Here is an 18993-nt window from a genome sequence, read left to right on the forward strand (position 1 = left end):
GATGAGCCACACCTTCCGTCAAACCTGTCGCGAGTACTGGGACCTGACCAAGCCGCGCGTGGTGGCGTTGATCATCTTCACCGCAGCGATCGGCATGTTCCTCGCAGTGCCTGGACTACCGCCGCTGAAGGAGTCCGTGCTCGGCTTCCTGGGCATCTGGCTGGCCGCGGCTTCCGCAGCGACCATCAACCAGCTGCTGGATGCCCGCATTGACGCCAAGATGGCGCGCACGTCGTGGCGCCCGATCGTGGTCGGCCAGGTGACCCCGCGCCAGGCGCTGCTGTTTGCGCTCGCACTGGCGGGCTTGTCGATGCTGATCCTGCTGGTGTGGGTCAACGTGTTGACCGCGGTGCTGACGTTTGCCTCGATGATCGGCTACGCGGTGGTCTACACCGTGTACCTCAAGCATGCGACGCCGCAGAACATCGTGATCGGCGGCCTCGCAGGCGCTGCACCGCCCGCACTCGGATGGACGGCCGTCACCGGCCAGCTCGATCCGCACGCATTGCTGCTGGTACTGATCATCTTCATCTGGACGCCGCCCCATTTCTGGGCGTTGGCAATCTTCCGCCGCGAAGACTATCGCAAGGCGATGGTGCCAATGCTGCCGGTCACCCACGGCGTGCAGTACACCCGCTGGCAGATCCTGTTCTATACCGTGCTGCTGGTACTGGTGACGGTGTTGCCGTGGGCCACCGGCATGAGCGGCCTGTTCTACCTGGGCGGCGCGCTGGTGCTCGGTGCGGCGTTCCTCTATTACGCCTGGCGGTTGATGGACCCGCCCGATGAGACCTACGCCATGAAGGTCTTCGGCTTCTCGATCGTGTACCTGATGGCGCTGTTTGGGTTCCTGCTGGTCGACCACTGGCTGTTGGCACTCATGCAGCCGGCCGCACTGATGGAGTTCAAGGCGCTCGACTGATCACTCGATCACGATGCGTGCCGAAGACGGCGATTGCGCCGCCAGCAATGCCGACAACGATGGATCGGCCGGATAGCCGTCGCCGTTGAACTGGAGCGCGACCGTGCCGACGCGGTCGGGATCGGTACCAACGCCGACGAACAGATCATGCCAGCCCAGATGGCGACGCGAACTGATCGCAATCGGCGGCCGGGTATTCGTGGTCCGTGTGACCAGCCGGAAATTTCCCTCGGGCGCCGCATGAAAGATCAGCAATGAGCAGCCACGACCGCTGCACCAGCGACTACCCTCCAGCAACATCATCAGGTCATCGGCGCCATCGCCGTCAAGATCGACAAGTGCCTCACGGTAAGCCGGAACCTGCTCCACCTGCCGGTCCGCCAGGAAGCCTGCCAACGCGTCTTCGGCCGGGTTTATGGCTGAGGTGGTCAGCGTCGGTACTGGCAGCGCGACGGTTTTCGTCGCCGACGTCACTGCATCGGCGTGTCTGGTGTCGTTCTGGGGTTGCGCGTTGGGCAAGTCGAATGCCGGCAGATTACCGCTGCAGCCACTGAGCGCAGCAAGGGCGCAAGCTACCAGCCACACAGTCCGACCTGGCCATGGTGCACGCGCAGGCATGTGATCTCTCCGCTACGTCATCGCCGTCCAGACTAGACGTGCGTGCGTCGTCGTCGAGTCAACGAGCCTGCGGCAGCGTCACCAGACCAGGTCGTCGGGCACCGGGAAGCGCTGGTAGTACTCGTCGTCCGTGGCATCGCCGCCGGTCTGGGCGATGTCCTTGCGGCCATGGTCGAGCACGATCATCGACGGATCGCGCGAATCGACCTTGTCGGCGGCCGCGCGGGGAAGCAATTCATAGCTCTGGCCGTGGCGGACAACGACCAACGCACCCTTGGCGAGCTGGGCGCGCAGGGTCTCGTTGACCAGCACGCTCCTGATCGCGCCGTCGTCGTTGAAGCGGTAGGCAATCTCGCCTTCGCGCGTGACCTTGTGGCTATCGACGATCTGCCGGACCTGCGCCCGCAGCTCGGCACTGTGGGCTTGGGCATTGCGCTCGGCCGCCAGCGCGCGGTCACGCTCGACGCGCTGCTCCTGCAGCTGGCGGGTGTCTACCGGCGAGGCATCCGGGGTTGCGGTGCTGCGGCCATGGCGCTGCCGCGTCTGTTCGCGAACTGCCTTGGCCACCTTGTCCTTCTTGACCAGGCCGGCCTTCAGCAACTGCTCCTGCAGGGGGGTGCGCATAGTAAAAAGACCGTGGTTCCGTGAAGGGGAGCAATGATTGTAGCGTTGCCGCGGAACAAGCCCCGCTGGCATCCCAGGCTAGCTGAGGCGGGCCAGCAGCAATCCGCGCAGCTCGTCCTTGTCGTCATCGCTCAAGCCGCTTTCGTGCCGTTGGGCCTGCAACTCGTCGACGCGTTGTTGCAGGGTCTGGCGGTTGAGCTGAGCGATGGTGTCGAGCAGCTCCTTGCGCAGCGTGCTCTCGTCGCCCGGCAGCGAGACGACCGCGAGCTTCTGCAGTGACTCGTGCTCCTGGCGGTCGGCGAAGTGCTCGATCAGCGCGCCGGTACCGATGTCGGGACGCTCATAGACCAGGCCCAGCAGGTCGACCAGCAGGTCGATGCCGGGTTGCTGTAACGCCGCAAAACGAAATGGCGGTTCCAGCTCCAGCGCCAGTGCGGGCTGTTGCAGCAGCAGCAGGATGGCACTGCGCACCAGGCTGCGGCGCGGGGTGGCGCGCCCATGGCCGGCGCGGGCGCGCTGTACCGGAACATGGGTAGTGGCGGTACTGGTGCGGGCGCCGACGCCGGTCAGCTCGGTCAGCCGTTGCTGCATCAGGTCGGCGAACGCGCCCTCGGGGATCTGCGCGAGCAGGGGTTTGGCACGCTCGGCCAGCCGGCCCTTGCCTTCCAGGGTGCCCAGGTTGACATCGCTGGACAACGAGTCGAACAGATACTGCGACAGCGGCGTGGCGGCCTGGCAACGCTGGTCGAAGCCACTGGCACCCTCGCGGCGAACGATGCTGTCGGGATCCTCGCCATCGGGCAGGAACAGGAAGAATCCCTGGCGCCCGTCCTTCATGCGCGGCAATATCGATTCGACTGCGCGCCAGGCCGCTGCCCGGCCGGCGCGATCGCCGTCGAAACAGAAATACACGTCCGCCGCGTTGCGGAACAACAGCTCGGCGTGGTCGGGCGTGGTCGCGGTGCCCAGGGTGGCCACTGCGGTGTCGACGCCGTGCTGGAACAAGGCGACCACATCCATATAGCCCTCGACCACGATCAGCCGGGGGATCTTGTTGTGGGCCTGCCGTACCTGCCACAGGCCATACAGTTCGCGGCCCTTGTGGAACAGCTCGGTCTCTGGTGAGTTCAGGTATTTGGGGTTGGCGTCGGCATCCAGCACCCGCCCACCGAAGCCGATGGCGCGGCCGCGACGGTCGTGGATCGGGAACATCACCCGGTCACGGAACTTGTCGTAGATGCGGCCGCTGTCGCTTTTGGAGAACAGGCCGCCGCGCTCGAGCAGGCTGGTCTGGCGCTGATCGGTCCCCAACGCGTCGCGCAGGGCATTGAAGCCATCCGGCGCGTAACCGATGTGGAAACGCGCGCGGGTCTCGGCATCCACGCTGCGCCCGTCCAGGTAAGTCCGCGCCTTCGCGCTGTCGGCCAGTTGCTGCTGGAAGAAGGTTGCCGCCGCCGCCATTGCGTCAAACAGGGCCTGGCCATCGGGATTGGCGTTGCGTTGCCGGGTATCACGCGGCACTTCGATGCCGGCGTGCTTGGCCAGCTCGTCGACCGCATCGAGGAATTCGAGCCGGTCGTAGTTCATCAGGAAGCTGATCGCGGTGCCATGGGCGCCGCAGCCGAAGCAGTGGTAGAACTGCTTGGTTGGCGAGACGGTGAAGCTGGGTGAGCGCTCGTCGTGGAACGGGCAGCGCGCCGAGTATTCCTTGCCCTGGCGTTTCAGCGGCACCCGCGCGCCGACCAGCTCGACAATGTCGGAGCGGGCGAGCAGGTCATCGATGAATGCGTCGGGGATGCGGGCCATGCAGCGTTGTCCTGGCGGACATCCATGATCGAAAGTGAGTGGTAGGACTAGGATGCCACCGCAGCGGTTGTTCCGCTTGCCGGCAAGAGAATGGTGTCAGGTGTTGCTGGCGCCGGTGGGCGGTGGTTCGTCCGTAGCGAAGCCGGTCTCGTCCGGCGTAGAGGCGTTCATGGCCCGGGATTGTTCTTCCATCAAGCGGCCCTTGACCCGCGCATGCTCGTCCAGCATTGCGGTGATGAGCGCGCCGGTCATGAACACCATCGCGCAGTAGTACAGCCACACCAGCATCACCACCAGCCCGCCGGCCGGCCCATAGGCGTTGCCCAGGGTGGCCTGGCCCAGGTACAGGCCGATCGCCCAACGGCCGAACATGAAAAGGCCGGCCGTGAGTGCGCCGCCGAACAGCGCACGATGCCGGCTGACGGGGCGATCCGGCAGCAGCCGGTAGATCAACGAAAACACCAGCATGTAGAGCAGGAAGGACACCGCTGCGGCGAATACCGGTAGCAGGTCCGGCAGCCAACGCATCAGCATCGCCATTGCGGCCTGCGCCGCCATCGATACCACCAGCAAGAAGCCCACTCCCAGTGCCATCCCGAATGACAGCAACCGCTTGCGGAGCCAGCTCAGCAGGCCGCCCAGGTGCTTGGCGTCGCTGCGGAGAACCCGGTTGAGCGCCGATTGCAATTGGCCAAAGACGATGGAGGCGCCAATCAGCAGCGCGCCGACGCTCAGCAGTGCGGAAAATGAACCGGTGTCAGGCTGCTGCTCGGCGTTGGCGACGATCAGCCGCGCCGTGTCCTCGACCTGGGGTCCCACCAACATGCCGACCTGGTGGAAGAACTCATCCTGCGCCGCCGGATACAGCGCGGTCGTCAGCCACAACAGCAACACCACCAGCGGCGCGAGCGACAGCAAGGTGTAAAACGCCAATGCCGCCGCCAGCGCGAGGATGTCGTAGTCGATGAACCGGCGGACGAACTTGGCCGGCCAGCTCTGCTCCAGTCGGGCCTGCAGCCCGTGGATGCGATCGATGATCTCCGGGTCGGGGGTTTCCCCGTGCACCTCCAAGGGCCTCGGCAGGACAGGCGCAGCAGATTCGTCGGCGTTGGGGTCGGAGGTCGGCATGCAGCGTTCATCAGCGACGCGGAGAGCGTCCTCACCAGTATCGATGAGCACGAGTTAGCATCGCGTGGGCGGGGCTCAGGCGCTCAGGCGTTGCTTCACCAGCTTCGACACCAGGCCCATGTCCGCCTGGCCGGCGAGCTTCGGCTTCAGCACACCCATCAGCTTGCCGATGTCGGCAGGGCCGGCAGCACCGGTTTCCGCCATTGCGGCATCAATTGCGGCGATGACCGCAGACTCGGACAGCTTGGCCGGCAGGTAGCGCTCAATCACCACGATCTCGTCGCGCTCGATGACGGCCAGGTCTTCGCGGCTGGCGGCCTCGAACTGGGTGACCGAGTCGCGGCGCTGCTTGACCATCTTGTCGAGGATGACCAGCACCTGGGCATCGTCCAGCTCGATGCGCTCGTCGATTTCCTTTTGTTTCAGCGCCGCCAGCATCAGGCGGATCACGCCGAGGCCCTGCTTGTCGCCGCTCTTCATTGCGGCTTTCATGTCATCGGTAAGTTGCTGCTTGAGGGTCATGACGGCGCCTTGTGGGTGTGGAAGGTGGAAACGATGCCAACGCAAAAAGCCGGCTGCGCATGACGGCGCGGCCGGCTTGGTGCAAGTATTCCCTCCGTGCCCGTGGCCACGAAGGGCGGGCGCGGGAGGCGTGAGCGACGCGCCTCAGGCGCGATGGCTCAACCGATCAATACAGGCGCTGGCGCTTGGTCACGTCGCGCGCGGCGCGGCGGGATTGACGCTTCACCGCAGCGGCAGCCTTGCGCTTGCGCTCCTGGGTCGGCTTTTCGTAGTACTCGCGCTTGCGGGTCTCGGCGAGTACGCCGGCTTTCTCGCAGGTGCGCTTGAAGCGACGCAGGGCAAACTCGAAGGGCTCGTTTTCGCGGACTTTGACGGCGGGCATACGGAATCTCGGTTCGGGTGAACTGCCTGGCAGATCCAGGCGAGCCGCATATGATAGCGAGCCGCATGGGACAGACGCAAGTCCGGGCCGGCTGAATGCGGGAGTACGCCGCGCAAAAGGGGCCGCTGGCGTACCCTTGATTGTCCTCCTTCTTCGTTCGAGCTGCCATTGCCGTGAGAGTCCTGGGTATCGAAACCAGTTGCGATGAGACCGGCGTGGCCGTGTACGACACGGCTACCGGCTTGCTCGCGCACGCGCTGTACAGCCAGATAGCGCTGCATGCCGAGTACGGCGGGGTGGTTCCCGAGCTGGCCAGCCGGGACCACGTGCGCAAGCTGCTGCCGCTGATCCGGCAGACCCTGGGCGAGGCAGGAATGACAGTCGAGGATATCGACGGGGTGGCCTATACCGCCGGTCCGGGCCTGGTCGGCGCGTTGCTGGTTGGCGCCGGCGTCGCGCGCGCGCTGGCCTGGGCCCTGGACAAGCCGGCGGTCGCCGTCCACCACATGGAAGGTCACTTGCTGGCGCCGTTGCTGGAGGATGATCCACGCGGACGCCCGGAGCCGCCGTTTGTGGCGTTGTTGGTCTCGGGGGGCCATACACAGCTGGTGGCCGTGGACGCCATCGGGAGCTATCGCCTGCTCGGCCAGACCCTGGACGACGCGGCCGGCGAAGCCTTCGACAAGACCGCGAAATTGATGGGACTGCCCTACCCGGGTGGGCCACAGTTGGCAGCGCTTGCAGAGCAAGGCACCGCGGGGGGATACAAGTTCGCGCGGCCGATGACCAACCGGCCGGGTCTGGACTTCAGCTTCAGCGGCCTGAAAACCCAGGTGATGCTGGCGTGGCGTGACAGCGACCAGTCCGACCAGGTGGGTGCCGACATCGCGCGCGCGTTCGAGGACGCCGTGGTCGATACGCTGGCGATCAAATGCGAACGCGCGCTGGAGGCGACCGGCTGCCAGACCTTGGTGGTTGCCGGTGGCGTCGGCGCCAACCGGCGGTTGCGGGCCCGGCTTGACCAGATGACGTCCAGCCGCGGTGGCCGGGTCAGCTTCCCGCGGCCGGAGTTCTGCACCGACAACGGCGCCATGATCGCTTTCGCCGGCGCGCTGCGGCTGCAGGCCGGGCAACACGCGGATGCCGCCGTGACGGTAGCTCCCCGCTGGGACATGGCAGCCCTGCCGGCAGTTTAACGGCCCCCTACATCTCCATCACTCCGGTACGCGCCGCGATGGCGCTGCCCAAGGCACGGGAACGCAATGGACAAGGTATTCATCGAAGGGCTGCAAATCGACGCACTGATCGGCATCTATGACTGGGAGCGGCGGATCCGCCAGCCGCTGGTATTCGATATCGAGATGGCGTTCGACAACCGGGTCCCCGCGGCAACCGATGCCATCGGCGATACGCTCAATTACAAGGCCGTCAGCAAGCGGGTCGTCGAGTACGTATCGCAATCCGACTTTGGCCTGGTGGAGACCCTGGCCGAACGGGTGGCGTCGATCATCCTGGAGGAGTTCGGCGTGCAGCACGTCAAGCTCAAGCTGAGCAAGCCCGGCGCCGTGCGTGGCGCACGTGCCGTGGGGGTGATGATCGAGCGATCGGCCGGTACCCTGCACGGATGAATCCAATCACCTATCCCGAATTCCTGCAGCCGGTGCTTGCCATTCCGTATGCCCCGACCGTGCTTGGCATCGTGCTTCTGGTGCTCACGGCGTGGATCGCCAACTGGCTCACCCGTCAGGTACTGCTGAAGATCGTGGCCCGGGTGGCCCGGCTTTCGCCGTCGCATTGGGACGACGCGATCATGTCGCGCCGGGTACTCGCGCGGCTGGCCAACGTGGTCCCGGCACTGGTGTTGCTGGCCGGGGTCGGCGCAATACCGGGCTTGCCCGAAGTCGTGGATGCGGTGATACGCAATGTCGCCTGGGCCTATGTCGCGCTGACCCTGGCCATGGCGGTCGGCAACCTGCTGGACGCGCTCAACGATATCTACCAGGCCAATAGCCGCTACGCACGCGAACGGCCGATCAAGGGCTACCTGCAACTGGTCAAGTTGGTGGTGTACGTGATTGCCGCCGTGTTGATCATCGCCGCACTGATCAACAAGAACCCGGGGTTCCTGCTGACCGGCCTGGGCGCCATGACCGCGGTGACGATGCTGGTGTTCAAGGACACCATCCTGTCGCTGGTGGCCAGCGTGCAGTTGGCCAGTAACGACATGCTGCGGGTGGACGACTGGATCGAGATGCCCAGCCAGAACGCGGACGGCGACGTGATCGACATCAGTCTGCACACCGTCAAGGTGCAGAACTGGGACAAGACGATCAGCACCATCCCGACCCACAAGCTGATCAGCGAGAGCTTCCGCAACTGGCGGGGGATGCAGCAATCGGGCGGGCGACGGATCAAGCGGTCATTGCTGCTGGACCAGTCCTCGGTGCGCTTCCTGAGCCCCGAGGAGCGAACCAGCCTGCGTCGTATCGCACTCATCGACGATTACCTGGATACCCAGCGTGAGGAGCTGGAGGCGTACAACGCCAAGCTGCAGGCGGCCGGCAAGGACCCCGTCAATAACCGCCGCGCGACCAACCTGGGAACCTTCCGCGCCTACGTCACGGCCTACCTGCGCGCCCACCCGGGGGTGAACCAGGACATGACCCTGATCGTGCGCCAGCAAGATCCCGGTCCTACCGGGCTGCCGATGCAGGTCTACTGTTTCTCCGCCGATGTCGGCTGGGTGGCCTACGAGAACCTGGCGGGCGATATCTTCGACCATCTGCTGGCCGTGCTGCCCGAGTTCGGGCTGCGCCTGTTCCAGCAGCCCAGTGGTGCCGACATGATTGCCGGCCTGGGCGGTCATCCGCGCGGTGTGGTCAACACCGCTGCCGTGGCGGCGGCCGCCGCCGATGCCGGTATGGGCGCCGACGGTGACACCGATGACCGTCCTGCGGGTTCCGACACCGGCACTGCACAACCGGACCGCGCATGAGCCGGGCGTATCTCAGCCTGGGCAGCAACCTGGACCCGGCGCGGCATCTGCGCGAGGCCATCGCCGCGCTGCACGAGCGCTTCGAGGTGCTCGGGCTGTCGCCGACCTACCGCACCCGCGCGGTAGGCTTCGACGGCAGCGACTTCTACAACGCGGCCGCCGTGATCCAGACCGATCTTGAACCGGACGCGTTGAACGACTGGTTGCATGCGCTCGAAGACGCCCACGGCCGCGACCGCAGTGGCCCGCGTTACGGGGATCGCAGCCTGGACATCGACGTGGTGTTGTTTGACGACCGGGTCATGGAGGGCGCAGGCAACCTGCGTATTCCCCGGCCGGAACTGAAGCATGCCTTCGTGCTGAAGCCGTTGGCCGATATCGCCGCCGACACGGTCGTGCCCGGTGATGGCCGCACACTGGCCGAGTTGTGGGCGATGCACGAGGACCACGACCTGCCGATGGAAGTGATCGAGCTTTAGGGAAGGTCTGAACCATTGCCGTCATTCCCGCGTCCGACTGGACTTCCTGCGGTCGAAGGCGGGAACCCATGGACGTTACGTGCGTGACTATCGGAGTCCATGGATCCCCGCCTTCGCGGGGATGACGAGCAAAAGTGGGATGACGGGCAAAAGTGGGATGACGGGCAAAAGAGGGATGACGGGCAAAAGAGGGATGACGGGCAAACGCCGAGTTGTTCAGGTCTCTTTAGCCGGCCAGCATCCGGCCACCGTCCAGATACAGCACTTGCCCTGTGCAGTAGCTTGCGTCCTGCAACAACCAGCGCACGGCTTCGGCGACTTCCGCCGGCGTGCCAGTGCGGGCCAGTGGCGTGCGTGCGAGTTTCGCCTCCTGCGCCGCAGTGAGGGCGGTGGCGCCCCGGTCTGCCGGTTGTGCGGTGGCCGTGTCGTCCGGATCCTGCGGCCACAGGATCGCGCCGGGCGAGACCGCGTTGACCCGCACCCGCGGGCCCAGTTCCAACGCCAGCGACTTGGTGGCCATCAGTAGCGCCGCCTTCGCCATGCAGTAGATCGTGTGTTCGGGCAGTGGGCGCTCGGCGTGGATATCGGTCATGTTGACGATGGCACCGCCGGCGGCGGCCAGATGGGGCGCAGCGGCCTGGGCGAGGAAGAACGGCGCGCGGGCGTTGCTGGCAAACAACTCGTCCCATTGCGCCGGCGTGGCCTGGCCGACCGGTGTGGCGCGGAAGCCAGAAGCATTGTTGACCAGCGCGTCCAGGCGGCCGAAGCGACCAATCGTTCGCGCGATCATCTCCGGCAAGCGATCGAAATCGGCCAACTCCGCCTGCAGCACCAGGGTACTGCGCGGACGCGTCGCCTCCAGTTCGGCCACCAGCACGACCAGCTCCGCCTCGGAACGGCGGTAATGCAGGGCCAGGTCGTAACCGGCCGCATGCAAGGTGCGGGCAATGGCCGCACCGATGCGGTGGGCGCTTCCAGTGATCAGGGCAACGGGTCGGGACATGGCGGCAGGCAATCAGCCAGCATTGGTGGGTGAACCGCTATCCTGCGCGACTGGGATGTCCAATGCCAAGCGAGCTCCGTCAACGTGAGTGACTTCACCCTTCCGCCGCCCGATGCCGATGCGCTCGCCCATAGCGAGCAGTTGCAGGCATTGATCCACCAGCAGATTGCCGCCAGCGACGGCGCGATCGCGTTTTCGCGTTTCATGGAGCTGGCCCTGTATGCGCCTGGCCTGGGTTATTACAGTGCCGGGGCAAGCAAGTTTGGCGAGTCGGGGGATTTCATCACCGCGCCCGAATTGGGACCCGTTTTTGCGACCTGCGTCGCCGAGGCGGTGGCGCCGGTGTTGGCGCAGTGCGGGTCGCAAGCCCGGATGCTGGAGTTGGGCGGTGGCACCGGTGCGTTTGCGGAGGTGGCGCTCAAGACCCTGCATGACCTGGGTGCGCTGCCCTGTCGTTACGCGATCCTGGAGCCGAGCGCCCAGTTGCGCCAGCGCCAGCAGCAACGGCTCCGCCAGCAGCTGCCGGCGTCGCTGTTCGAGCGGGTCGAATGGCTGGACGCGCCGTTCGCGGATGACTGGGATGGCGTCGTGTTCGCCAACGAGGTGATCGACGCGCTGCCGACCCCGCGTTTCGCGATCGACCAGGGCCAAGTGTACGAGGAGCACGTGGTGGTGGCCGAAGCCGGTCTGGCGCGTGAGTGCCGCCCCGCCGATGCGTTCCTGTGCGGCGCGGTGCGCAACCTCGAGCAACGACTGGAGCAGCCATTGCCGGATGGCTACCGCTCCGAGGTGCTGCCGCAGCTGCCGTACTGGATCCAGGCGGTCGCCGGTGGTTTGCAACGTGGCGCGATGCTGTTCGCCGACTACGGCTATCCGCGCGCCGAGTACTACCTGCCCGAGCGCAACGATGGCACCTTGCGCGCCTACTACCGCCACCGCATGCATGCCGATCCGCTGTTGTGGCCCGGCCTGCAGGACATCACCGCGTCAGTGGATTTCACTGCGCTTGCCGAGGCTGGCGCGGCGGCGGGGTTCGAGCTGGCGGGGTACTGCAGTCAGGCCAGTTTCGTGCTCGGCAATGGCCTGGCCGGGATCCTGGCGCAGGTCGAGATGCTCGCCGATGATGGCCAGCGGCAACAACGCATCAACGAGATCAAGCAGCTCACCTTGCCCAGCCACATGGGCGAGCGCTTCCAGGTGATCGGGTTCCAGAAGGGCGTCGAATTCGACGCGGCGTTCCTGGCTGGCGACCTGAGCTTCCGGCTGTGACGAGCGAGGCGGCGGCGACGCAGGGTCGATGGTTGCGCGACTTCCATCGGCCGTGGTTGTGGTTGGCCGGGTGGGTGGGCTTGCTGGTGTTGGTGGCGGTCGGCTCGCTGGTGCCATCGGACGACCTGCCGTCGGTGTCGTTCGATGGCTTCGACAAGATCCAGCACTTCGTTGGCCATGCGGCGCTGTCGGCCTATGCGGTGATGTTGTTCGCGCGCCTGCGTGCCCAGGCCATGGTCGCATTGGGTCTGATCGGCTTCGGTGTTGCCCTGGAGCTCGCCCAGACCATGCTCACCGTGGACCGGGTTGGCGACAGTGCCGACGTGCTGGCCAACAGCCTCGGTGTGCTGGCCGGGTTGTTGCTGTCGGCCACGCCGGTGGCGCGCTGGTTGCAGCACCTGGATGCGCGATTGCGCTGAGTGCGCGATGGCACCAGTTCACGAGGCCGCCTCAGGGTTTCTTGCCGGTAGCCGCCGCGACGGCCGCGACGCGTGCATCCCGCAGTGCCGCGCCGATGGCCGGGCCCGAGAGGCCGTCAGGCAAGTCGTTTGCGCGCATCGAGCAGGCGACTGCATGGGCGGCACGTAGTGCGTCTGCCTGCGGATAGGCGTCTTCGGCGTGTCCGGTGCGGCCGCGTTTGTCGGCGCTGCAGACGGTGGCCAGCTGGTCGATCCGGCCGGGCTTGCGGAAGCCGTCGCAACGCTCGATCAGCGTGATCACGGTACCGGCACGCAACTCGTCAAAGCGGTGCACGTTGAGGTGTTCGCGGCAGGCAATCGCGGCCAACTGGAAATGCTCGTTGGGGACTTTCAGCCGTTCGCACAGGGCGCGCAACGGCGCGACGCCGGCTTGTTCGTGGCCAATGTGGCGTGGCAGCACATGGGCCGGGGTCAACGCCTTGCCCAGGTCGTGGGTGAGCGCGGCGAAACCGATCAGGTCGTCGCCCGGAGCCAGCCGCGCGGCCATGTCGCATACCAGCTCGACGTGCACGCCGGTGTCGACCTCCGGATGGAACTCGGCGCGCTGGGGGACGCCATACAACGCGTCCACCTCCGGCAACACCACCGCCAGCGCGCCGGCGTCGTGCAAGGTCCGCAGGAACGCCGACGGCCGTGCACTGGCGAGGGCGCGCCGCAACTCCTGCCAGACCCGCTCGGGCACCAGTTCGGCCAACTCGCCGGACGCCACCATCTGTTGCATCAACGCCATGGTCTGGTCGGCGACGGTGAAGCCATGCGCCGCGAACCGGGCCATGAAGCGCGCCGCGCGCAACACCCGCAACGGGTCCTCGACGAAGGCTTCGCCAACGTGGCGCAGCACGCGCGCCTGGATATCGGCCGCGCCGCCGTGGGGATCGATCAGCTTGCCTTGGGCGTCCTGGGCCATCGCGTTGATGGTGAAATCGCGCCGGCACAGGTCGTCTTCCAGCGTCACCGATGGATCGGCGTCGACCACGAAACCGCGGTAGCCGCGCCCGGACTTGCGCTCGGTCCTGGCCAGCGCATGTTCCTCACCGGTATCGGGATGCAGGAACACCGGGAAATCACGGCCGACCGGCTTGAAGCCGGCGGCTTCCATCGATGCCTGGGTCTGGCCGACCACGACCCAGTCGCGGTCACCGGGTTCCAGGCCGAGCAGGCGGTCACGCACCGCGCCGCCGACCAGGTAGATCTCCATCAGGACGCGGTGCCGTTGGCCGGGCAGGCAAACGACTTGCGCGGCGCATCGGTACTGCCCTGCATGCGATCAGTCAGGCGCGCCGCATCGCCATCCAGGCGCCAGTCGTAGATCACGCTGAATGCCAGCACCCGGGCCACGTACTCACGGGTTTCGCGGTAGCTGATGGTCTCGATCCAGAAGTCCGCATCCATGCTCGGCCGCTGCGCCTGCCAGCGTCCCAGCGGCGCCGGCCCGGCGTTGTAGCCGGCGATGGCGAAGTACGGCTTGCCGCCGTACTGGTCGAGCATCTGGCGCAGGTAGGCGGTGCCCAGGGCGATGTTGGTGTCGGGGTCGTACAGGCTGTCCGAGCCGCCCCATGGCTGGCCGATGCGTCGCGCCACCGCAGCGCCGGTGCTGGGCAGCACCTGCATCAGGCCCAACGCGTTCGCGCCGGAACGCGCCTTCGGATTGAAGATGCTTTCGGCGCGGATCTCGGCTGCCACCCAGGCCGGGTCGAGGTCGTTGCGCGCGGCCTGGCTGCGAATGGTGGCATCGTGGTGAAGCGGGAAACGCAATGTATACAGCTGCTTCTCTCCGGGCGCCTTGCCCAGTGAAAACACCGCGCGGTCGAACCAGCCATTGGCCTGCGCCAGCTTGACCGCGACCTCGCGCTGGGTATCGCTGAAACCGTCGGTGGCGTCATGCCATTCCTTCACCGCCCAGCTCGGGTGGCCCAGCAGGTGCAGACCAAACGCGCGTTGCAACGCGGGATCGGCCGCCACCGCCGCGATGGTCGTGGCATCGGCGTCGACCTGCGTCGGGCACAACGCGTAGGGCTGGCCGAGGCGATCGGCCGCCAGGAAGCCATGGAACTCCGCCTCGCGCGCGGCGGCTTCGTATTTGGCCTTCGCGGTGGCCTTGTCGCCAGCGAGTTCGGCCAGCCGCGCCTCGAAATACTCGTAACGCGAATCGCTGCGCTGCTTGTCGCCCATCTTGCGGATCGCGACCAGGGCGGCGGGCCAATCCGATCGTGCCAGCGCCTCGCGGACGCGCCACTCGTGTAATCGAGGGTCATAGCTGGCTTCGGGCACCAGGTTGAGCCGGCGCGCGGAGTCGGGAAGATAGGAGGCCACCGTCCACAGCGCGATCATGTACATCGCCCGGCCGCGGTCGGCTTCGGTGAAGCCCAGCGCGTTGGCGTACTGGGGCAACAAGGCCTCGGCGCGGTCGGGGTCACTCTTGCCCAGCTTGGCCAGGCCATGGGACGCGACCAGGCGGCTGCGATCGGTCTTTGGCCAGTTCAGCGCGCGTGGGTGCGGAAAGTCCATGAAAGCGGCGTACTGCTCCGCCAGTTCGCGCTCGGGGGCGGACAGGCCGCTGGCCGCGCTGCGCATGACACCCGGCTGCCATTCGGCGGTGGCGGCCTCGATTCGATCCCAGCGCATCGCCGGTGTCAGGCCACCGCGCTCGCTGAGTGCGGCGAACACCTGATCGCAGTCATTGGGCAGCGACTTGCCGCTGCTGTTCCACAGGGCTTGCGCGTCCTTGACCCATTGCGCGTCCGTCTTGCCCAAGGTGACCTGTGCACCCAGTTTTGCGCAGCGCAATTTGGTGCTGCCCACGTTGTCATTCCATGCCGACAGGAGCGCGACCGGGTCGTTGCGACGCGCGCTGGCCGCGAGCCACGACTCCCGGAACAGCTCGGCCACCGCCGTGCCCTGGTATTGCTGCAGGAAGGCTTCGGCGCGTGATGGCACGACGTTGTCGATGTTGCGTCGCAGGCTGGCGTACTGGATCCACCGATAAAGCGGGTGGTCCACCAGGTCGGCGTACTGTCCCGCGTCGAACCGACCGCGCTCGGCCGCCTCGATCGCCGCGCCGACGCGTGGCAGCTGCGGGTCGGCCAGCGGCTGGATCGATGCGGCCGTGGCTGGCGCGGTGGGGGCTGCGGTTGTCGACGATTGTGCGGGCGGTGTCGGGCTGGATTGGGCGCAGGCAGGCATGGCAACCGACATGGCCAGCGCGGCGAGTACGATGGGCAGGATTGGGGGCGACATGACTCGACTATAGCTCAGCCGCCATGAACGTCCCGACGCCGGAATACGCCATCGACGTCGGACAATTCGCGCCCGCAAACACCTGCGGTGCATGGCTTCCTGTTCAGACCGGCCTGGAGTTTTGATGACCGCGTTATGGCTGTTGTTCCCGTTGCTTGGCCTGGTGGTGGGAGTGTTGGCCGGCTTGCTCGGCGTGGGCGGCGGGCTGGTCCTGGTCGCCGCGCTGGTATGGCTGTTGCCACTGTTGGGGGTGCCGCCGGACGCCGCGATGCACGCCGCGTTGGCCAGTTCCCTGGCGAGCATCGTGCTGACTGCCGCCGCCTCCGCGCGGGCCCACTCCAGGCGCGGCAGCGTGCTGTGGCCAACGGTGGCGTGGATGGTGCCGGGGCTGCTGATCGGCGGCTGGTTGGGCAGTGGCGTGGCGGTGCGCATCGATGATGACGTGTTGCGCTATATCGTCGCCGGTTACTGCCTGCTGGCGGCGGCGCAAATGCAGTTTGGCCGGCAACGGTCGGCTACCGGTACCGGCAGCGCCGTGCCCGCACCGCGGGGATTGCCGATGGTCGCCGCCGGCAGCGGCATCGGCGCACTGTCGGCGGTGATTGGTATTGGCGGTGGCAGCATGACGGTGCCGTTGCTGGTCTGGCGAGGGGTCATGCCGGTACGCGCGGTCGGAACCTCCTCGGCGTGCGGGGTTGCCATCGGCCTGGCCAGCGCGCTGGGCTATGCGGTGCACGCCCCTGCGGGTGCGCTGCCGGAGTACGCGATTGGCTACGTGTACCTGCCGGCCGCGATCGGAGTGGCGATTGCCTCGGTCGTGGCAGCGCCTTGGGGCACTCGTCTGGCCCACCGCCTGCCCGGAACTCGCCTCAAGCAGATATTCGCGCTGTTCCTGGTGATCGTCTCCGTGAGCCTGTTGGTGGGCGGGTAGTGCCGGCCACGCGGTGCAGGGCGTGGACCCGGGACTAACCTGACGGGGCCGTTCGCGTAATTGCCGACAGCGTCGGCATCGGAGAAGGAAGGCACGGAGGGCTCCGGCGTTGACGGGGGAAGTGCATTTGTAACATCATTAGTTACATGAAAAAAGACAGCCGCCTATCCGTCGTGCTCCATGCACTGCTACACATGGCAGAGCACCGGGCCCCCATGACGTCCGATGCGTTAGCCCGGTGCCTCGGCACCCATCCGGTTGTGGTGAGGCGCACCATGGGCCTGCTACGCAACGCGGGGCTGGTCGCTGCGGATCGCGGCCATGCGGGGGGATGGTGGATCAAGGCCGACCTTTCCGCCGTCTCCCTGCGCGATCTGCACGAGGCGCTCGGAGAGCCCGCGCTTTTTTCCGTCGGGAACCGCAGCGAGCACCCGGCCTGCCTGGTGGAGCAGGCGGTCAATGCGGCGCTCAACCATGCCTTCGACGAGGCCGAGGCGCTGCTGATGGAGCGGTTCGCAGCGGTCTCGCTGGCTCAATTGGCCGCGGATTTCGCGCGCAGGCATCAGACCCATCGAAGCGGAGCATCCGTATGAAGTACGACGTGATCGTCATTGGCGGCAGCTATGCGGGGATGGCTGCGGCCCTCCAGCTACTCAGGGCGCGCCGGACAGTCCTGGTCATTGATGCCGGGCAGCGGAGAAATCGTGCGGCTACCGCGTCACACGGTTTCCTCGGCCAGGATGGTGTCGACCCGGGCGAGTTCGCGAGCACCGCCCGTGCACAGCTCGAGCGCTATCCCACGTTGACCTGGCTGGACAGTCTTGTGGTCGCTGCATCCGGGGCCAAGGATGATTTCGCGGTGAGCACCCGAGACGGCGACGTTCACCAGGCACGGCGCCTACTGCTGGCCATAGGTGTGTCCGATGAGCTGCCCCAGGTTCGTGGATTGGCTGAGCGTTGGGGAACGAGCGCTTTTCACTGTCCTTATTGCCACGGCTATGAGCTGGCCAACGGCCGCATCGGCGTCATCGCCTCCGGACCCAACTCGGTTCATCAGGCCCGGCTCCTACCGGAGTGGGGCAAGGTGACCTTCTTCCTCAACGGCGTGCTCGATCTGGACGTGCTCGATCTGGATCAGCACGCCGGTGGGCAAGAGCTGCTGGAGCGAGGCGTTACCATCGAGTCCACCACGATTGCCGGAATCGAGGGGCATGCGGATGTTGTGCTGGCAGACGGCCGGCGCTTGCCTTTTGAAGGGGTGTTCACCGCTCCGCGCAACGCCCCGTCTACGCCTATCGCCGAGCAGATGGCATGTGAGTTCATGGATACCCCAATGGGCACTCAGATCAGAACAAGCGAGGCCAAGGAGACCAGTGTTTCCGGCGTGTACGCCTGTGGTGATACAGCACGCGTCCCGCACTCGATTTCACTGGCTGTGGGGGACGGTGTGTGGGCCGGTGCGCAGTTGCACCAGTCCTTGGTGTTCCCGTCCGCATAGTCCTGCATTGCGGCAAGAGCGCCGCGATCTTGGGTGCCGCGGCCGCGGCCGCGGGAGGCCTGGCAGTGGCGGTGCTGCCGCTGGCGTCCCAGTGAATGTTTCAGGTCGACGATTGATGCGCAGACCGTGCCCGGTTTGACGAGGGTCAGTGCGGCGGCTGGATGGCCGGCGCGTTCTCCGCCATCAGTTCGACGATCCAGTCGATGAACAGGCGCAGCTTGCGGCTGACATGCCGATTGGGCGGAAACGCCACGTACAGCGGCATCGGATCGAGCTGCCAATCCTCGAACAGCGGCACCAGCTCGCCACGCGCCTGCGGTGCGCGCGCCATGTACTGCGGCAACCAGAGCACGCCGAGGCCAGCCACGCCTGCGGCCAGGTAGGCATTGCCATCATCTACTGACAGCACGTGGCGGCCGCGCACGGGCACCTGTTCGCCGGCGCGGCGCATCGCATACCCCAGCGGTGTGCCGGTGCGTGAACCGCGATACCCGATGATGCGGTGGTGGCTGTCTTCCAACGCCTGCGGGTGCGCTGGCGTGCCTGCGCGGGCCAAGTAGTCTGGCGCGGCGTACACGCCCAGCGGCAGGTCCGCCACGTGCCGGGCGCGCAGCGATGGCTCGGTGAGTTCACCGCCGCGCACCACGCAGTCTACGTTCTCATCGATCAGGTCCACCTTGCGGTCGCTGGCGCCCAGGTCGAGTTGGATGTCGGGATAGCGCGCATGAAAGGCGGGCAAGGCGGGCACCAGGATCAGGCTGGCCAGCGGCGCTGGAACGTCCACGCGCAGCCGGCCGCGCGGCGAGGCGGACGCGACGGACAAGCTGGTCTCAGCATCGTCCAGGTCGGCCAGCAGTCGCACGACGCGCTCGTAGTACGCAGCACCGTCGGCGGTAACGTTGACCTTGCGCGTGGTGCGGTGGAGCAACTTTACCCGCAGGTGCGCTTCCAGCTGCTGCACCAGGTGCGTCACACGCGTCTTGCTGGCCGGCAGTGTTTCGGCGGCCTTGGTGAAGCTGCCGGTTTCCACCACGCGTACGAAAGCGTGCATCGCGTCGATACGGTCCATTGCGGACTCCAGGAGGGTGATTGTTCGGATT

20 protein-coding genes are annotated in these 18993 nt (G+C 66.4%); 10 read left to right on the plus strand and 10 right to left on the minus strand.

The window, feature by feature from the left end; all coding sequences use genetic code 11:
- Position 1 precedes the first annotated feature (1 nt).
- A complete protein-coding gene (gene cyoE, locus ACW7G6_RS14010; protein WP_456998543.1) occupies positions 2–922 on the plus strand; it encodes a heme o synthase in 921 nt (306 codons plus the stop codon).
- Here the strand turns inward: cyoE and ACW7G6_RS14015 are convergent, their stop codons facing one another.
- From ACW7G6_RS14015 to rpsU, 6 genes are all read right to left on the minus strand, one after another.
- Positions 923–1540 carry a hypothetical protein gene (locus ACW7G6_RS14015; protein WP_456998544.1) on the minus strand — a complete coding sequence of 206 codons (618 nt, stop codon included), beginning with the start codon at positions 1538–1540 and terminating at the stop codon, positions 923–925. It abuts the gene before it with no gap.
- A 78-nt stretch (positions 1541–1618) separates the two neighbouring features.
- The gene (locus ACW7G6_RS14020; RefSeq protein ID WP_456998545.1) at positions 1619–2164 is read right to left on the minus strand and encodes a DUF2058 domain-containing protein; all 546 of its coding nucleotides are present in this window, start codon (positions 2162–2164) and stop codon (positions 1619–1621) included.
- Between the two features lie 78 nt (positions 2165–2242).
- On the minus strand, positions 2243–3970 hold the full coding sequence (gene dnaG, locus ACW7G6_RS14025; RefSeq protein WP_456998546.1) for a DNA primase: 1728 nt from the start codon (positions 3968–3970) through the stop codon (positions 2243–2245).
- Positions 3971–4066: 96 nt separating this feature from the next.
- A complete protein-coding gene (locus ACW7G6_RS14030; RefSeq protein WP_456998547.1) occupies positions 4067–5098 on the minus strand; it encodes a YihY/virulence factor BrkB family protein in 1032 nt (343 codons plus the stop codon).
- Positions 5099–5173: 75 nt separating this feature from the next.
- Positions 5174–5620, minus strand: a complete 447-nt coding sequence (locus ACW7G6_RS14035; protein WP_456998548.1) for a GatB/YqeY domain-containing protein — start codon at positions 5618–5620, stop codon at positions 5174–5176.
- 166 nt (positions 5621–5786) lie between these two features.
- The gene (gene rpsU, locus ACW7G6_RS14040; protein WP_456963092.1) at positions 5787–6002 is read right to left on the minus strand and encodes a 30S ribosomal protein S21; all 216 of its coding nucleotides are present in this window, start codon (positions 6000–6002) and stop codon (positions 5787–5789) included.
- Between the two features lie 173 nt (positions 6003–6175).
- Between rpsU and tsaD the strand changes: the two genes are divergently transcribed.
- The 4 genes from tsaD (at position 6176) to folK (ending at position 9476) form a co-directional block, all read left to right on the plus strand.
- Positions 6176–7198 (plus strand): tRNA (adenosine(37)-N6)-threonylcarbamoyltransferase complex transferase subunit TsaD, encoded by a 1023-nt coding sequence (gene tsaD / locus ACW7G6_RS14045; RefSeq protein ID WP_456998549.1) that lies wholly within the window; start codon positions 6176–6178, stop codon positions 7196–7198.
- Positions 7199–7264: 66 nt separating this feature from the next.
- The gene (gene folB, locus ACW7G6_RS14050; protein ID WP_456980417.1) at positions 7265–7630 is read left to right on the plus strand and encodes a dihydroneopterin aldolase; all 366 of its coding nucleotides are present in this window, start codon (positions 7265–7267) and stop codon (positions 7628–7630) included.
- Positions 7627–8997 carry a mechanosensitive ion channel family protein gene (locus tag ACW7G6_RS14055; protein WP_456998550.1) on the plus strand — a complete coding sequence of 457 codons (1371 nt, stop codon included), beginning with the start codon at positions 7627–7629 and terminating at the stop codon, positions 8995–8997. Before folB ends, ACW7G6_RS14055 begins: the two co-directional genes overlap by 4 nt.
- On the plus strand, positions 8994–9476 hold the full coding sequence (folK, locus tag ACW7G6_RS14060; RefSeq protein ID WP_456980419.1) for a 2-amino-4-hydroxy-6-hydroxymethyldihydropteridine diphosphokinase: 483 nt from the start codon (positions 8994–8996) through the stop codon (positions 9474–9476). The genes ACW7G6_RS14055 and folK overlap by 4 nt, the downstream gene beginning before the upstream one ends.
- A 226-nt stretch (positions 9477–9702) precedes the next feature.
- Here the strand turns inward: folK and ACW7G6_RS14065 are convergent, their stop codons facing one another.
- Positions 9703–10479: a pteridine reductase gene (locus tag ACW7G6_RS14065; RefSeq protein WP_456998551.1), complete on the minus strand. Its 777-nt coding sequence runs from the start codon at positions 10477–10479 to the stop codon at positions 9703–9705.
- Positions 10480–10563: 84 nt separating this feature from the next.
- Here ACW7G6_RS14065 and ACW7G6_RS14070 point away from each other — a divergent pair, with 84 nt between their 5' ends.
- The gene (locus tag ACW7G6_RS14070; protein ID WP_456980421.1) at positions 10564–11748 is read left to right on the plus strand and encodes a class I SAM-dependent methyltransferase; all 1185 of its coding nucleotides are present in this window, start codon (positions 10564–10566) and stop codon (positions 11746–11748) included.
- Entirely contained in the window at positions 11745–12167 is a 423-nt protein-coding gene (locus ACW7G6_RS14075) for a VanZ family protein (protein WP_456998552.1), read from the plus strand. Before ACW7G6_RS14070 ends, ACW7G6_RS14075 begins: the two co-directional genes overlap by 4 nt.
- 31 nt (positions 12168–12198) lie before the next feature.
- Here ACW7G6_RS14075 and ACW7G6_RS14080 read toward each other — a convergent pair whose 3' ends face one another.
- Together ACW7G6_RS14080 and ACW7G6_RS14085 are read right to left on the minus strand one after the other, a co-directional pair.
- The gene (locus ACW7G6_RS14080; RefSeq protein ID WP_456998553.1) at positions 12199–13425 is read right to left on the minus strand and encodes a multifunctional CCA addition/repair protein; all 1227 of its coding nucleotides are present in this window, start codon (positions 13423–13425) and stop codon (positions 12199–12201) included.
- Positions 13425–15464 (minus strand): transglycosylase SLT domain-containing protein, encoded by a 2040-nt coding sequence (locus tag ACW7G6_RS14085; RefSeq protein WP_456998554.1) that lies wholly within the window; start codon positions 15462–15464, stop codon positions 13425–13427. Before ACW7G6_RS14085 ends, ACW7G6_RS14080 begins: the two co-directional genes overlap by 1 nt.
- A 124-nt stretch (positions 15465–15588) precedes the next feature.
- On the opposite strand from ACW7G6_RS14085, the gene ACW7G6_RS14090 reads away from it, so the two are divergent.
- From ACW7G6_RS14090 to ACW7G6_RS14100, 3 genes are all read left to right on the plus strand, one after another.
- A complete protein-coding gene (locus tag ACW7G6_RS14090) occupies positions 15589–16395 on the plus strand; it encodes a sulfite exporter TauE/SafE family protein (RefSeq protein WP_456980425.1) in 807 nt (268 codons plus the stop codon).
- Positions 16396–16541: 146 nt separating this feature from the next.
- Positions 16542–16988, plus strand: a complete 447-nt coding sequence (locus tag ACW7G6_RS14095; RefSeq protein ID WP_456980426.1) for an Rrf2 family transcriptional regulator — start codon at positions 16542–16544, stop codon at positions 16986–16988.
- Entirely contained in the window at positions 16985–17893 is a 909-nt protein-coding gene (locus ACW7G6_RS14100; RefSeq protein WP_456998555.1) for an NAD(P)/FAD-dependent oxidoreductase, read from the plus strand. The genes ACW7G6_RS14095 and ACW7G6_RS14100 overlap by 4 nt, the downstream gene beginning before the upstream one ends.
- 145 nt (positions 17894–18038) lie before the next feature.
- Here ACW7G6_RS14100 and ACW7G6_RS14105 read toward each other — a convergent pair whose 3' ends face one another.
- Positions 18039–18962 (minus strand): LysR substrate-binding domain-containing protein, encoded by a 924-nt coding sequence (locus ACW7G6_RS14105; RefSeq protein ID WP_456998556.1) that lies wholly within the window; start codon positions 18960–18962, stop codon positions 18039–18041.
- Between the last annotated feature and the right edge of the window lie 31 nt (positions 18963–18993).

The organism is Lysobacter sp. A421, from assembly GCF_054052145.1.